This is a genomic window from Streptomyces sp. GDS52, from assembly GCF_052246875.1.
In the GTDB taxonomy this organism is placed as follows: Bacteria; Actinomycetota; Actinomycetes; order Streptomycetales; family Streptomycetaceae; genus Streptomyces; species Streptomyces cathayae.
Genome location: NZ_CM125966.1, coordinates 1873415 through 1888439 on the forward strand (window position 1 = coordinate 1873415; position 15025 = coordinate 1888439).

At 72.4% G+C, this 15025-nt stretch carries 14 protein-coding genes; 3 read left to right on the plus strand and 11 right to left on the minus strand.

The features are described 5' to 3' along the window. Positions 1-234 precede the first annotated feature (234 nt). The 7 genes from truB to rimP all read right to left on the minus strand — a co-directional run bounded on the left by truB (position 235) and on the right by rimP (position 7353). Positions 235-1140: a tRNA pseudouridine(55) synthase TruB gene (truB, locus tag ACTWJ9_RS08375; RefSeq protein ID WP_279333518.1), complete on the minus strand. Its 906-nt coding sequence runs from the start codon at positions 1138-1140 to the stop codon at positions 235-237. Beyond that, positions 1137-1583 (minus strand): 30S ribosome-binding factor RbfA, encoded by a 447-nt coding sequence (rbfA, locus tag ACTWJ9_RS08380; RefSeq protein ID WP_279333519.1) that lies wholly within the window; start codon positions 1581-1583, stop codon positions 1137-1139. The genes truB and rbfA overlap by 4 nt, the downstream gene beginning before the upstream one ends. A gap of 65 nt (positions 1584-1648) precedes the next feature. Next, positions 1649-1942 carry a DUF503 domain-containing protein gene (locus ACTWJ9_RS08385; RefSeq protein WP_109377392.1) on the minus strand — a complete coding sequence of 98 codons (294 nt, stop codon included), beginning with the start codon at positions 1940-1942 and terminating at the stop codon, positions 1649-1651. A 195-nt stretch (positions 1943-2137) separates the two neighbouring features. Beyond that, positions 2138-5227, minus strand: coding sequence for a translation initiation factor IF-2 (gene infB / locus ACTWJ9_RS08390; protein WP_388705793.1), 3090 nt, complete (start codon positions 5225-5227; stop codon positions 2138-2140). A gap of 150 nt (positions 5228-5377) precedes the next feature. Next, a complete protein-coding gene (locus tag ACTWJ9_RS08395; RefSeq protein ID WP_279333521.1) occupies positions 5378-5671 on the minus strand; it encodes a YlxR family protein in 294 nt (97 codons plus the stop codon). Positions 5672-5773: 102 nt separating this feature from the next. Continuing rightward, positions 5774-6760, minus strand: a complete 987-nt coding sequence (nusA, locus tag ACTWJ9_RS08400) for a transcription termination factor NusA (protein WP_279333522.1) — start codon at positions 6758-6760, stop codon at positions 5774-5776. A 2-nt stretch (positions 6761-6762) separates the two neighbouring features. Then, positions 6763-7353 carry a ribosome maturation factor RimP gene (gene rimP / locus ACTWJ9_RS08405; RefSeq protein ID WP_279333523.1) on the minus strand — a complete coding sequence of 197 codons (591 nt, stop codon included), beginning with the start codon at positions 7351-7353 and terminating at the stop codon, positions 6763-6765. A gap of 264 nt (positions 7354-7617) precedes the next feature. Between rimP and ACTWJ9_RS08410 the strand changes: the two genes are divergently transcribed. The 3 genes from ACTWJ9_RS08410 to ACTWJ9_RS08420 all read left to right on the plus strand — a co-directional run bounded on the left by ACTWJ9_RS08410 (position 7618) and on the right by ACTWJ9_RS08420 (position 9887). Continuing rightward, positions 7618-8445 carry a hypothetical protein gene (locus ACTWJ9_RS08410; protein ID WP_443295521.1) on the plus strand — a complete coding sequence of 276 codons (828 nt, stop codon included), beginning with the start codon at positions 7618-7620 and terminating at the stop codon, positions 8443-8445. 3 nt (positions 8446-8448) lie between these two features. Beyond that, the gene (locus tag ACTWJ9_RS08415) at positions 8449-8913 is read left to right on the plus strand and encodes a ferritin-like domain-containing protein (protein ID WP_279333526.1); all 465 of its coding nucleotides are present in this window, start codon (positions 8449-8451) and stop codon (positions 8911-8913) included. A 62-nt stretch (positions 8914-8975) separates the two neighbouring features. Beyond that, positions 8976-9887, plus strand: a complete 912-nt coding sequence (locus tag ACTWJ9_RS08420) for an aminoglycoside phosphotransferase family protein (protein WP_443295522.1) — start codon at positions 8976-8978, stop codon at positions 9885-9887. Between the two features lie 68 nt (positions 9888-9955). On the opposite strand, the gene ACTWJ9_RS08425 is transcribed toward ACTWJ9_RS08420, so the two are convergent. The 4 genes from ACTWJ9_RS08425 to ispG form a co-directional block, all read right to left on the minus strand. Next, positions 9956-11656, minus strand: a complete 1701-nt coding sequence (locus ACTWJ9_RS08425; RefSeq protein WP_279333528.1) for a proline--tRNA ligase — start codon at positions 11654-11656, stop codon at positions 9956-9958. A 457-nt stretch (positions 11657-12113) separates the two neighbouring features. Continuing rightward, complete coding sequence (locus ACTWJ9_RS08430) at positions 12114-12680, minus strand: GNAT family N-acetyltransferase (RefSeq protein WP_279333529.1); 567 nt, start codon at positions 12678-12680, stop codon at positions 12114-12116. A gap of 97 nt (positions 12681-12777) precedes the next feature. Then, the gene (locus ACTWJ9_RS08435; RefSeq protein WP_279333530.1) at positions 12778-13626 is read right to left on the minus strand and encodes a GNAT family N-acetyltransferase; all 849 of its coding nucleotides are present in this window, start codon (positions 13624-13626) and stop codon (positions 12778-12780) included. A 134-nt stretch (positions 13627-13760) separates the two neighbouring features. Next, positions 13761-14918, minus strand: coding sequence for a flavodoxin-dependent (E)-4-hydroxy-3-methylbut-2-enyl-diphosphate synthase (ispG, locus tag ACTWJ9_RS08440; protein ID WP_279333531.1), 1158 nt, complete (start codon positions 14916-14918; stop codon positions 13761-13763). Positions 14919-15025 lie beyond the last annotated feature (107 nt).

The window sequence follows — 15025 nt, forward strand, 5'->3', positions numbered from 1 at the left end:
TTCCCGATGACCTCGACAGTAAGGCCGGAATGACCAGCGGGGCGGCCCACTCGGCGAACGCGCCCCCTTCCGCTCCCCCGGTTCACTCCGAGCGCCCGCACTTACGGGTGAATCGACGTGTCCGGATGGACAGCCTTGGGTGGGGGAACCGAGGGGGACCGTGGAGCGGCGGCATGTCCATCCCCGTGACGCCGCTCCACGGCGGGGCCGCACCGCCGGCCGTCCGTGCCGGCGTCAGGTGAAGACGGCCAGGCTCTTGGCCTTGCCCCGGTGCTGCTCGACGAGGGCGAGGAACTGCGCCTCGGGGCCGAAGACGGCCACCGGACCGGCTCCCGCGTACTCCTCGGGCATCTCCAGGCGCACACCGTTGGTGAGCAGCCGGGCGCGCCGGGTGTCGACGTCCCAGCGAGGGAAGGCCACGGCCGCGGCCTCGGCGATCGGCAGCACGGTCAGTTCCTGCTGGTGCTGCTCGAGGGTGCGGGCCGCGTCCAGCTTGTACGGACCGACCCGGGTGCGGCGCAGCACCGTGAGGTGGCCGCCCACGCCCAGGCCGGCGCCCAGGTCACGGGCGAGGGCACGGATGTACGTACCGGAGGAGCAGACGACGGAGACCACCAGGTCGAGCACCGGGGTGCCGTCGTCGGCGACGGCCGGCCGGACGTCGTGCACGGCGAACGAGGAGACGGTGACCGGCCGGGCGGGGATGTCGAACTCCTCGCCCTCCCGGGCCCGTTTGTAGGAGCGCACGCCGTCGATCTTGATGGCGCTGACCTTGGACGGCACCTGCATGATGGCGCCGGTCAGCTCGGCGACGCCGGCGTCGACGGCCTCGCGGGTGACTCCGGAGGCGTCGGTGGACGAGGTGATCTCGCCCTCGGCGTCGTCCGTGAGGGTGTTCTGCCCGAGCCGGACGGTGCCCAGGTACTCCTTCTCGGTCAGCGCGAGGTGGCCGAGGAGTTTGGTCGCCTTCTCGACGCCGAGGACGAGGACGCCCGTCGCCATCGGGTCGAGGGTGCCGGCGTGGCCGACGCGCCGGGTGCGGGCGATGCCGCGCATCTTGGCGACCACGTCGTGCGAGGTGAAGCCCGACGGCTTGTCGACGATGACAAGGCCGTCGGGCGTGGTGTGCTTCTGGGTCATTCGGCGGTGTCGTCCGTCTCGTCCTCGGGCTTGCGGTACGGGTCGGCCCCGCCCGCGTACGTGGCGCCCGCGGACGCCTCGCGCACCTTGGCGTCGGACTGGCGCGCCTTGTCGAGGAGGTCCTCGATGTTGCGCGCGGTGTCCGGGAGCGCGTCCATGACGAACGTCAGGGTCGGCGTGAACTTCACGCCCGCCGCCCGGCCCACCTCGGAGCGCAGGATGCCCTTGGCGCTCTCCAGGCCGGCCGTCGCGGCCGCGCGCTCCTCCTCGTCCCCGTACACCGTGTAGAAGACGGTTGCCTCCCGCAGGTCACCCGTGACCCGGGTGTCCGTGATGGTGATGTGGGTGCCGAGCCGCGGGTCCTTGATCCCGCGCTGCAGCTTCTGGGCCACCACCTCTCGGATGAGGTCCGCCAGCCTTTTCGCCCGCGCGTTGTCGGCCACTGGTCCGTCTCCCGTTCTTTCCTGTCTGAGTGGTCGGAACTCCGGGTTCCCGGAGCCTGGATCCGTCAGTCGTCCTCGCCGTGGAAGCGCCGCCTGACGGACAGCAGTTCCACCTCGGGGCGCCCGGCGACCAGCCGTTCGCACCGGTCCAGTACGTCGGTCAGGTGCGCCGCGTCGCCGGACACCACCGCCAGGCCGATGACGGCCCTGCGGTAGAGGTCCATGTGATCCACCTCGGCCGCGCTCACCGCGTACTTCCGCTGGAGCTCGGCGACGATCGGGCGGACGACGGAGCGCTTCTCCTTCAGCGAGCGAACGTCGCCGAGGAGGAGGTCGAAGGACAGCGTCCCCACATACATGTACAACCGGTTCACCCGCCGGTACGGGATCGACGTCCCCGCCGTCCGTGGTGGGCGGGGACATCAGAACCGTACATCGAAGGGGCGAGTCCGATCGACGGATATTGCGCTCCGGGGCACCGGGTGCCCGGAGACACGGACCGGCCGGCGGGCCGTGTTTCCAGGGGCCCGCCGGCCGGTGTTCACCGTGGGGTGTTACGCCCGCGGCTTCTCGCGCATCTCGTAGGTCGCGATGACGTCGTCGACCTTGATGTCGTTGAAGTTTCCGAGGTTGATACCGCCCTCGAAGCCTTCGCGGATCTCGGTGACGTCGTCCTTGAAGCGACGCAGACCGTCGATGTTGAGGTTCTCCGCGATGACCTTGCCGTCGCGGATGAGGCGCGCCTTGGTGTTGCGCTTGACCTCGCCGGAGCGGATGAGAACACCCGCGATGTTGCCCAGCTTGGACGAGCGGAAGACCTCGCGGATCTCCGCCGTGCCGAGCTCGACCTCTTCGTACTCCGGCTTGAGCATGCCCTTGAGGGCCGCCTCGATCTCCTCGATCGCCTGGTAGATGACCGAGTAGTACCGGACGTCCACACCCTCGCGCTCGGCCATCTGCGCGGCACGCCCCGCGGCGCGCACGTTGAAGCCGATCACGATGGCGTCGGAGCCCATCGCCAGGTCGATGTCGGACTCCGTGACCGCACCGACGCCGCGGTGCAGGACGCGGATGTCGACCTCTTCGCCGACGTCCAGCTGGAGCAGCGAGGACTCGAGGGCCTCGACCGATCCGGACGCGTCACCCTTGATGATCAGGTTCAGCTGCTGGACCTCGCCGGCCTTGAGCACCTTGTCCAGGTCCTCCAGCGACACGCGGCGCGTGCGCTTGGCGAACGCGGCGTTGCGCTCACGGGCGGCGCGCTTCTCGGCGATCTGACGGGCCGTACGGTCCTCGTCGACGACGATGAAGTTGTCACCCGCACCCGGGACGTTGGTCAGGCCCAGGACCTGGACCGGCGTCGACGGGCCGGCCTCGGCGACGTTGTTGCCGTTGTCGTCGAGCATGGCGCGCACGCGGCCGTAGGCGTCGCCCACCACCATCGTGTCGCCGACCCGCAGGGTGCCTCGCTGGACGAGGACGGTCGCCACGGCACCGCGGCCGCGGTCGAGCCGGGACTCGATCGAGATGCCCTGCGCGTCCTGCACCGGGTTGGCCCGCAGGTCGAGCGAGGCGTCGGCGGTGAGGACGACGGCCTCCAGGAGGCTGTCGATGTGCAGACCCTGCTTGGCGGAGATGTCGACGAACATGGTGTCGCCGCCGTACTCCTCGGCCACCAGGCCGTACTCGGTCAGCTGACCGCGCACCTTGGTCGGGTCCGCGCCCTCGACGTCGATCTTGTTGACCGCGACGACGATCGGGACGTCGGCCGCCTTGGCGTGGTTGAGCGCCTCGACCGTCTGCGGCATGACGCCGTCGTTGGCCGCGACGACCAGGATCGCGATGTCGGTCGACTTCGCACCACGGGCACGCATGGCGGTGAACGCCTCGTGACCCGGGGTGTCGATGAAGGTGATCCGGCGATCCTCTTCGTTGACCTCGGTCGTGACCTGGTAGGCACCGATGTGCTGGGTGATGCCGCCGGCCTCGCCCGAGGCGACGTTGGTCTTGCGGATGGCGTCGAGCAGGCGGGTCTTGCCGTGGTCGACGTGACCCATGACGGTGACCACCGGCGGACGGACGACCAGGTCCTCCTCGGAGCCCTCGTCCTCGCCGAACTCCAGGTCGAAGGACTCGAGCAGCTCGCGGTCCTCCTCCTCCGGGCTGACGATCTGAACCGTGTAGTTCATCTCGCCGGCGAGGAGCAGGAGCGTCTCGTCGGAGACGGACTGGGTCGCGGTGACCATCTCGCCGAGGTTCATCATGACCGCGACGAGCGACGCCGGGTTGGCGTTGATCTTCTCCGCGAAGTCGGTGAGCGACGCACCGCGCGACAGGCGAATGCTCTCGCCGTTGCCGCGAGGCAGCATCACGCCGCCGACCGACGGGGCCTGCATGGCCTCGTACTCCTGGCGCCTCTGCCGCTTCGACTTGCGGCCACGACGGGCCGGACCGCCGGGACGGCCGAAGGCGCCCTGCGTGCCACCGCGGCCACCGGGACCGCCGGGACGGCCGCCGAAGCCGGGACGACCGGCGAAGCCGCCGCCGCCACCGCCGCCACCGGGACGACCGGCGAAGCCGCCGCCACCGCCACCGGGACGAGCGCCGCCACCGCCACCGCCGGGACGGCCGGCGAAGCCGCCGCCACCGCCGCCGGGACGAGCGCCGCCGGGACGACCGGCACCGGCCGGACCACGGCCACCGCCGGGACCGCCACCGGGGCGGGGACCGGCAGCCGGACGCTGCGGCATCATGCCGGGGTTCGGACGCGGGCCGCCGGGGCCGCCACCGGGACGGGGACCGCCCTGCGGACGCGGCATCGAGCCCGGGGTGGGACGCTGCCCGCCCGGAGCCTGCGGACGCGGACCGCCGCCGGCCTGGCCACCGGGGGCCTGGGGACGGGGACCGGCGCCGGGGGCACCGGGACCGCCGGGACGCGCGCCCTGCGGGCGGGGTGCCTGCGGGCGGGCCATGCCGGTGGAACCACCGGAGGTGAAGGGGTTGTTACCCGGACGCGGGCCGGCCGGGCGTCCACCCGGACGCTGACCGCCGCCACCGGGGCGCTGACCCTGACCGGCCGGACGTCCGCCCTGGCCACCCTGGCCGCCCTGACCCTGACCGCCCTGACCCTGACCGCCGGGGCGACCACCGGGCTTGGGGGCGCCGGGACGCGCGCCGGGCTTCGGCCCGGACGGAGCCGGGGAGGCAGCCTGCGCGGCCGGCGGGGCCTGGAACTCCGGAGCCGCCGGTGCCGGACGCGGCGCGGGCCGCGGACCCGGCGTCGGGCGCGGACCGGGAGCCCCGGACGAGGGCGCCGAGGGCGCCGAGGACGCCGACGGGGCCGCGGGCTGCTGGGCCGCGGCGGGCTTGGGTGCCGGCGGCTTCGGGGCAGCCGGACGGGCCGCCTGCGCCGGCGAGGGCGCTGCGGGCCTGGGGGCCGCCTTCCGGGGGGCGCCGGGCTTCGCGGCGGACTTGCCGTTGCCCCCGCCCTGCTGGAAGGCGTCGGTCAGCTTGCGTACTACGGGCGCTTCGATCGTTGAAGACGCCGAACGGACGAATTCACCGAGTTCCTGGAGCTTGGCCATGACGACCTTGCTCTCCACACCGAACTCCTTGGCGAGTTCGTAGACCCGGACCTTAGCCACTTCGCTCCTCTGAGGTCCGGGTTGCGTCCGGACCGTCGCTAGTTCATGGGCGTACTCATCGCGTACTCATCGAGTGCTCATCGCAATCTCGACCTGCTTTCGACTCGCGAGGTACCAGACCGCACGGGGGGTTCCGCACGGCATGTCTTCCTATGGATTGCTCTCACAACCCTGTGCCTGCTCGACGTGGTGGCGCAACGCCTTTACGTCGAGCGGTCCCGGGACACGGAGCGCCCGCGGAAACGCCTTCCGGCGCACCGCCTGGTCAAGACAGACCGGGACGGGGTGCACATAAGCACCCCGGCCGGGCAGCGTACCGCGTGGATCCGGGACGCACGCGTCCTCGATCACCACGATCCGCAGCAGCTCTTCCTTGACCGCTCGCTCCCGGCAGCCCACGCAGGTTCGCTCGGGGCGTGCGCGGGTAGGTGTCCGGCCAGACATTCCTCAGTCTACCTCCCCGGGCCGACCTCACCCCTTTGGGGCAAGAATCGAACAGATGCCGCCGGCGAGACTGTCGTGATCTCAGCGGGCGGAGGCTCGGATCTATTCCCCGGGCTGTTCCGTGTCCGGTCGGATGTCGATCCGCCAGCCGGTCAGGCGGGCGGCCAGACGGGCGTTCTGCCCCTCCTTGCCGATCGCCAGCGACAGCTGGTAGTCCGGCACCGTCACCCGGGCGGACCGGGCGGCCAGGTCCACGACCTCGACCTTGGAGACGCGGGCCGGCGACAGCGCGTTCGCCACCATCTCGGCCGGGTCGTCCGACCAGTCGACGATGTCGATCTTCTCGCCGTTCAGCTCGCCCATGACGTTGCGCACCCGACCGCCCATGGGGCCGATGCAGGCGCCCTTGGCGTTCAGCCCGGACCGGGTGGAGCGGACGGCGATCTTCGTACGGTGACCGGCCTCACGGGCGATGGCGGAGATCTCCACCGAACCGTCGGCGATCTCCGGCACCTCCAGGGCGAAGAGCTTCTTCACCAGGTTGGGGTGCGTACGCGACAGGGTGACCGAGGGGCCGCGCACGCCCTTCGCCACCCGGACGACGTAACTGCGCAGCCGCATGCCGTGCGGGTAGGTCTCGCCCGGCACCTGCTCCTGCACCGGCAGGATGGCCTCCAGCTTGCCGATGTCGACCAGGACGTTCTTCGGGTCGCGGCCCTGCTGGACCACGCCGGTGACGATGTCGCCCTCACGGCCGGCGTACTCGCCGAGCGTCACGTCGTCCTCGGCGTCACGCAGGCGCTGCAGGATGACCTGCTTGGCCGTGGTGGCCGCGATGCGGCCGAAGTCGGACGGGGTGTCGTCGAACGCGCGGGCCTCCTGGCCCTCTTCGAGGTCCTCGGGGTCCTCCTTCGCCCACACCGTCACATGCCCGGATGCCCGGTCGAGCTCCACACGCGCGTGGCGGCGGCTTCCCTCGGTGCGGTGGTAGGCGATGAGGAGGGCCGATTCGATCGCCTCGACCAGCAGGTCGAGGGAGATCTCCTTCTCCCGTACCAAGAGCCGAAGGGCACTCATGTCGATGTCCACGGTTACGCCTCCTCTTCCGTCTCGTCGTTCTTGTCGTTCTTGTCGTTCTTGTCGTTCGCTCCGGTCGTACCGGTCGCGTCGTTCTTGTCGTTCGTTTCGGGCACGTCGGTCTTGTCGTCCTTGCGGTTGAACTCGACCTGGACGCGCGCCCTGCCGATGTCGTCGAAGGCGAGTCTGCGCGCGGTGGCCTTGCGGCCCTTGACTCCGGGCACCTCGAGGTCGAGGCCCTCGTCGTCGACCCGCAGGATCCTGGCGACCAGTTCGTCGCCCGCGGTCAGCCGGAAGCCCACCAGGCGGCCCGTGGCACGCACGTAGTGGCGGTGCTCGGTGAGGGGGCGCTCCGCGCCCGGGGTGCCGACCTCGAGGGTGTACTCCCCGCCGCCCATCGCGTCGGTCTCGTCGAGTTTCGCCGAGAGCGCGCGGCTCACATCGGCGATCCGGTCCAGATCCGCGCCGGTGTCGGAGTCGACGACGACGCGCAGCACACGCTTGCGGCCGACCGCGTCCACGGCGATCTCCTCGAGATCGAGGCCCTGCGAGCTGACGAGCGGTTCCAGAAGTTCTCGAAGCCTCTCGCTCTGGGTGCTGCTCATCCGGGTGACTCCTCGGCCGCGTGTGCTGTTGTGGGACGGTGCGCGTGTCTGGTCAAAGGGTATCCGGTCGCGGGGGGTGATGCCGTCCACCCGCTCACGGAGGGTGCCGCTGACCATCGTCGGGCGGATGCACGGGTACCGTGATCACGGGCCGGTGGCCCTTCTTCCGTTCTTCCGTTCATCTGCTCTTCTGTTCTTTCCGTCGCCCCGCTTTTTCCGTTGCTTCCGTCGCCACGTTCGTACGAGCCCCCGAGGACGTCTGCCGTGCCGTTCCCCCACGCTCCACGCGCCCGCTCGGGGCCGCGCAGGAGGAGCCTGTTCGCCGTCGCCTCCACGGCCCTGCTCGTGACGGGCTGTTCCACCGGGTCCGAGAAGCCCGAGGCCACCGCCGGCGGTCGTCCCTCGTCGGCCGAGCGGGTACGCGCGCGTGCGGCGGGCGACAGCAGGGAGCTGGCCGAGCGGTACGACGCCGTGATCGCTGCGCATGCCGGGCTCGCGCCACGGCTGCGTCCGCTGCGCGAGGAGGTCGTACGGCACGCGAAGGCCTTCGGGAGCACGGCGACGTCCACGGCGTCGCCGGGGGCGGCGGGGCCGCAGGCGTCGCCGGGGGCGGCGGGGCCGCAGGCGTCGCCGGGGGCGGCGGGGCCGCAGGCGTCGCCGGGGGCGGCGGGGCCGCAGGCGTCGCCGGGGGCGGCGGGGCCGCAGGCGTCGCCGGGGGCGGCGGGGCCGCAGGCGTCGCCGGGGGCGGCGGGGCCGCAGGCGTCGCCGGGGGCGGCGGGGCCGCAGGCGTCGCCGGGGGCGGCGGGGCCGCAGGCGTCGCCGGGGGCGGCGGGGCCGCAGGCGTCGCCGGGGGCGCAGGGAGCTCAGGGGGCGCCGTCCCCCTCCGGGGCGCAGCGGTCCGCCTCGCCGTCGGCCTCCGTGCCCGCGACGGAGAAGGACGCCCTCGCCGGGCTCGCCGCCGCGGAGCGGGAGATCGCCGACCGGCGGCTGGAGGAACTGCTGGACGCGCCGGCCGAACTGGCCCGGCTGTTGGCCTCGGTGGCGGCGGCCGGGGCGGCCCACGTGTATCTGCTGACGAAGACGAAGGGGTGACGGATGAGCGAGGCGAAGGACCGGGAACTGCGGGCGCTCCAGGCGGCCCTGGCGGCGGAGCACGCGGCGGTGTACGGCTACGGGGCCGTCGGCGGGCGGATCGCGAAGGAGCTCCGTACGGACGCGCGCGCGGCGTACGACGCGCACCGCGCACGCCGGGACGCGCTGATGCGCGAGGTGAAGGACACGGGCGGCGAGCCGGTCGCGGCCGCCGCGGGCTACGCGCTGCCGTTCCCGGTACCGGACGCGGCCGCGGCGGTACGGCTCGCGGCGGAGCTGGAGAACCGGGTGGCCGGGGTGTACTCGGACCTGGTGCGCGCGAGCCGCGGTGAGCGGCGCCGGGCGGCGGCCGAGGCGCTGCGGGAGGCCGCGGTGCGGGCGGTGCGCTGGAGCGGGGAGAGCGTAGCCTTCCCTGGGCTCGCCGAGCGGGCCCACCCGGCCTCCGGGGCCCCGACGCCGGCGGCGTGACGGGGCTGCGGGCCGAAAGCGGCGGCAGGCATCGCTCACAGCACGAAGGGAACTACTCGCGCATGGTCTTCGAACCGCCGCAGCGCCTGGTGAGGGCGCTCGGTGAGACGGCTCCCGACGGTGCCCGGTGGCTGGAGGGGCTGCCCGAGGCGGTACGCGAGGCCGTCGCGGTGCGCGAGCTGACCGTGGAACGGCTGCAGGTGCCCGGGGGCCGCAGCAGTCTGGTGCTGCTGGTGCGGACGTCCGACGGCGGCCCCGCGGTGCTGAAGCTGGCTCCGGCCAGGGCCCGGCCGGAGAGTGAGTGGGCCGCGCTGGCCCACTGGAACGGTCTGGGCGCGGTCCGGTTGCTGGAGCCTTCCCCGCCCGCCGACGGCGCGCTGCTGCTGGAGCGGCTGCATCCGGATGTCTCGGTGCGGTCGCTGCCGGAGGCGAAGGCGCTGCTGGAGGCGGCCGGGACACTGCGGCGGCTGTGGGTCGAGCCGCCCTCCGGCGATGCCGCCCGTCCCTTCGAGACGGTGGCGGAGCGGACCGGCCGGCAGGCCGAGGCCATGCGGGCGTCCGCCGCGGGCGACCCGGAGGTGGGACCGCTGGTGTCGGCGGCGCTGGCGGTACGCGAGGAGCTGCTGGCCGGACCGCCCGAGCACCGGCTGCTGCACGGCACGTTCCGGCAGAGCAAGGTGCTCGCCGGTGAGCGGATGCCGTGGCTGGCGGTGGGTCCGGACCCGCTGGTCGGGGAGTGCGCCTTCGACCTGGCCCGGCTGGTCCGCGACCGGGTGGAGGACCTCGTCGCCCAGACCTCCGGCGCGGCGACGACCCGCCGCCGGGTGAAGCGGCTCGCGGAGTCCCTGGAGGTCGATCAGGAACGTCTGCGCGGCTGGACGCTGTTCCGCGCGGTGGAGTCCGGCGTCCGCGCCCGCCGTGTGGGCCGCGGCCAGGACGCCGAACTCCTCCTGGAGTTCGCGACCTGGCTCTGACCGCATGTCCGGCGCCCCGGACCCGCCGCCCCGCGCGGTGGTGGTTCCGCGCGGGGCCGCCGGACGGGTCAGGCGGTGAGGCGGGCGATGGCCTCGTCGACGGTGAGTTCCTCGCGTTCGCCGGTACGGCGGTCCTTCAGCTCGACGACGCCCTCGGCGGAGCGGCGGCCGGCGACCAGGATCTGCGGGACGCCGATCAGCTCGGAGTCGGTGAACTTCACGCCCGGGGAGACACCCGCGCGGTCGTCGACCAGGACGCGGACCCCGGCGGCGGCGAGCTTCTGGGAGACCTCGAGGGCGAGTTCGGTCTGCAGCGCCTTGCCGGCGGCGACCACGTGGACGTCGGCCGGGGCGACCTCCTCGGACCAGCACAGGCCCTTCTCGTCGGCGGTCTGCTCGGCGAGGGCCGCCACCGCGCGGGAGACGCCGATGCCGTAGGAGCCCATGGTGACGCGGACCGGCTTGCCGTTCTGTCCGAGGACGTCGAGCTTGAGGGCGTCGGCGTACTTGCGGCCCAGCTGGAAGATGTGGCCGATCTCGATGGCGCGGTCGAGCCTCAGGCCGGTGCCGCACTTCGGGCAGGGGTCGCCCTCGTCGACCACCACGACGTCCACGTACGCGTCGACCTCGAAGTCGCGCCCGGCGACCACGTTCTTGGCGTGGGTGTCGGCCTTGTTGGCGCCGGTGATCCAGGCGGTGCCCGGTGCCACCCGCGGGTCGGCGATGTAGCGGACCTTCTCCAGGCCCTGCGGGCCGACGTAGCCGCGGACCAGGTCGGGGCGGCCGACGAAGTCCTCGGCGGTCACGAGTTCGACGGGGGCCGGGGCGAAGTGCGCCTCGAGCTTGCCCATGTCGACCTCGCGGTCCCCGGGAACGCCCACGGCGACGATCTCGTCGCCGACCTTGACCAGCAGGTTCTTCAGCGTGGCCGAGGCGGGGACGCCGAGCGAGGCGGCGAGGGTCTCGATGGTGGGGGTGTCGGGCGTCGGGATGTCCTCGGCGGCCGGGACCGCGGAGCCGTCGACGGGCCGCACCTCGTAGGAGACCGCCTCGGTGTTGGCGGCGAAGTCGCAGTTCGGGCAGTCCGCGAAGACGTCCTCGCCCGCCTCGGCGGGGGCGAGGAACTCCTCGGACTTGGAGCCGCCCATCGCACCGGCGGTGGCGGCGCAGATGCGGTAGTCGAGGCCGAGGCGCTCGAAGATCCGCTGGTACGCCTGGCGGTGCAGGGCGTACGACCGGGACAGCCCCTCGTCGTCGAGGTCGAAGGAGTAGGAGTCCTTCATCAGGAACTCGCGGCCGCGCAGGATGCCCGCGCGGGGGCGCGCCTCGTCGCGGTACTTGTTCTGGATCTGGTAGAGGATGACCGGCAGGTCCTTGTATGAGGACGCCTGGTCCTTCACCAGGAGGGTGAAGATCTCCTCGTGGGTGGGGCCGAGGAGGTAGTCGGCGCCCTTGCGGTCCTGGAGGCGGAACAGCTCGGGGCCGTACTCCTCCCAGCGGCCGGTCGCCTCGTAGGGTTCACGCGGCAGGATGGCGGGGAGCAGCACCTCCTGGGCGCCGATCGCGTCCATCTCCTCGCGGACGACGCGTTCGACGTTGGCGAGGACCTTCTTGCCGAGCGGCAGCCAGCTCCAGATGCCGGCGGCGGTGCGGCGCACATAGCCGGCCCGGACGAGGAGCTTGTGGCTGAGGACCTCGGCGTCCGCCGGGTCGTCGCGCAGCGTCTTCGCCATCAACTGGGACATGCGCTGGACCGGTGCGTTCGCCATGGTTCTCGTACTCCTGCTGCTGGGGGTCCCCCCGCTCGAGCGCGGTCGAGAGTGGGAGAGGGTGATGAGACAGGAGGTTAGCCGGGCGGGACGGGGCGGTGGAAATCGGTTAGGGCCTGTCCGGCGGAGCAGGTCGCAGGAAATCGACGGCGCCTGGTCAGCGCGGGTGAGCGGGGGCGATGGGGGTCCCTCCCGCTCATGGGGGTCCCTCCCGCTCATGGGGGTCCCTCCCGCTCGAGCGAAGTCGAGAGTGGGGGAGAAGTCGAGAGTGGGGGAGCGTGCAGCTGCAAGGCGGAGGAGGGCGTCGACGCGACGGGGGTCCCCCCTGCTCGAGCTCGTCGAGAGCTCGGGGGAGTCGGCAACCGACGACAACGCGGCTGGGGGTCCCCCCTGCTCGAAGAGCTTGAGGGAGGGCGTGCCGGCCCCCGCGTCTGCGGCATGATCCGCCGGACAGGCCCTACGGGCGCCGGAGGGGCAGGGGTGCTCCCATGACGGCGTACGGCTTGGGGGCGCTGGGGAAGTGGACCCGGCGGGCGAGGTCCTCGTATCCCAGCGAGCGGTACAGGCCGCGGGCGGGGCTCTCGATGTCGATGGCGGAGAGGATCGAGCGGGGTTCGTCGGCCCCGTCGGTGATCGTGGTGATCAGGGCGCGGCCGATGCCGTGCTTCTGGTGGCGCGGGTGGACGTGCAGTTCGGTGATGACGAAGGAGTCGTCGAGCCAGTGGTCCCGGTCCTGGGCGCGCAGGTAGGGCTCGACGACGGTGGACCACCAGTGGGCTCGGTCGTTGGGCATGCCGTAGACGAAGCCGACGAGACGGCCGGCGCGGGTGGCGCCCAGGGCTCTGGCTCCGTGCAGGGTCATGTGGCGCAGCACGATCTGCCGGCGTACGGCCACCTCGTCGGGGCCGAGACCGAACGCCGCCGCCTGGACCGCCAGTGCCTCGTCGACGTGGGCGGTGAGGTCGAGGGGGCCGATCACGATGTCGTCGGGACGGGGGTGCCCGTGACCGGGAAAGCGCAGCATGCCGGGGAGACTACAGGGCGTCGGCACGGGCCGGGACTGCTCGGCGGAACGCACTTCGGGGCCGGGGCGCAGGGCGTGGGGCTCTGGGCGGCCCGGTTCAGAACAGGACGCTCATGAACGCGCCGACCTCCTGGAAACCCACCTTCCGGTAGGTCCGGCGCGCGGGGGCGTTGAAGTCGTTGACGTAGAGGCTGGCCACGGGGGCGATGTCGGCGAGGGCGTAGCGGAGCACGGCCGCCATGCCCGGGGCGGCCAGGCCCCTGCCGCGGTGCTCGGGGGCCACCCAGACGCCCTGGATCTGGCAGGTCCGGTCGGTGGCGGCGCCGATCTCGGCCTTGAAGACGACCTTGCCCTCGGCGTCGAAGCGGGCGAAGGCGCGTCCGGCGCCGACGAGTTCGGCGACCCTGGCCTGGTAGAGCAGCCCGCCGTCGCCCGCCAGGGGGGAGATCCCGACCTCCTCGGTGAACATCGCCACGCAGGCCGGCATGATCTTCTCCATCTCGTCCTTGCGGACGCGGCGGACGGAGGGGTCCGGGGCGATGGTGTCGGACAGCCGGTCGGTGACCATGAGGGGCTGGTGGGCGCGGACCTCCCTGGCGGGGCCCCACTGGGGTTCGAGCAGCCGCCATAGGTCGGCGGTGGGTGCCGCGGGACCGACGACCGAGGAGCAGCGCCGGCCGGCCCGGCGGGCCCGGTCGGCGAAGGCGCGGACGGCGCGGGGGGTGGCGCAGATGGGGACCAGGTTGGCGCCGGCGTAGCAGAGGGAGGTGAGCATGCCGCCCTCGTACCAGCCCCACATCTCGCCGCCGAGCCGCCATGGGTCCAGGCCCGCGACCTGCACCCGGGATGTCACGAAGGCGTTCGCCACCGGCTCGCGGTCGAGGACGGCGAGGGCGGCGTCCAGGTCACTCGGTTCGAGGACCCGGGAGGTGGTCTGCGTCAACACGCGCGGGGGGCCTCACACATTTGGGTCTACTGGTTTCCGCACTGTACCTGCCGAATTTGTGTGCTGCCGCCCCACGGTGGGGAAACGTTTCCCGCCCGGGGTCGCCCCGGGCGGGAACGGGCTGACCGGCCGGGTCAGCCGGCGACCGAGATCTGGGGTTCGCCGGAGGCGATGCCGTCCTTCTCCATCTGCTCGGCGATCTTCAGGGCCTCCTCGATCAGCGTCTCCACGATCTTCGACTCCGGCACCGTCTTGATCACCTCGCCCTTGACGAAGATCTGCCCCTTGCCGTTGCCCGAGGCCACCCCCAGATCCGCCTCCCGCGCCTCCCCCGGACCGTTGACCACACAGCCCATCACCGCCACCCGCAGCGGCACGTCCATGCCCTCCAGCCCGGCGGTCACCTCGTCCGCCAGCTTGTACACATCCACCTGCGCCCGCCCGCACGACGGACACGAGACGATCTCCAGACCCCGCTGCCGCAGGTTCAGCGACTCCAGGATCTGCAGCCCCACCTTGACCTCCTCGGCCGGCGGCGCCGACAGCGACACCCGGATGGTGTCCCCGATCCCCTCCGACAACAGCGCCCCGAAGGCCACCGCCGACTTGATCGTGCCCTGGAACGCCGGACCCGCCTCGGTCACCCCCAGATGCAGCGGGTAGTCGCACCGCGCCGCCAGCTGCCGGTAGGCCTCCACCATCACCACCGGGTCGTTGTGCTTGACCGAGATCTTGATGTCCCGGAAACCGTGCTCCTCGAACAGCGACGCCTCCCACAGCGCCGACTCCACCAGCGCCTCCGGGGTGGCCTTCCCGTACTTCCGCAGCAGCCGCCGGTCCAGCGACCCGGCGTTGACCCCGATCCGGATCGGCGTGCCGCGCTCGCCCGCCGCCCGCGCGATCTCCTTGACCTTGTCGTCGAACTGCTTGATGTTGCCCGGGTTGACCCGCACCGCCGCGCAGCCCGCCTCGATCGCGGCGAACACGTACTTCGGCTGGAAGTGGATGTCCGCGATCACCGGGATCTGCGACTTGCCCGCGATGACCGCCAGCGCGTCCGCGTCGTCCTGGGTGGGACAGGCCACCCGCACGATCTGACAGCCCGAGGCGGTCAGCTCGGCGATCTGCTGCAGCGTCGCACCGATGTCGGAGGTACGGGTGGTGGTCATCGACTGCACCGACACCGGCGCGTCCCCGCCCACCGCCACCGACCCGACCTGGATCCTCCGGCTCTTACGGCGCGGGGCCAGGGTGATCGGAACGGACGGCATGCCGAGAGAAATCGCAGTCATCTGCTGTGCAACCCCAAGTCGTGGATCAAGGTCCGGCTCCCGGTGAGCAGCGGGCTCCGCGGTCCGAGATTACGGCACGAGCGTTGGCCCGAGCACATCCCGTCCGT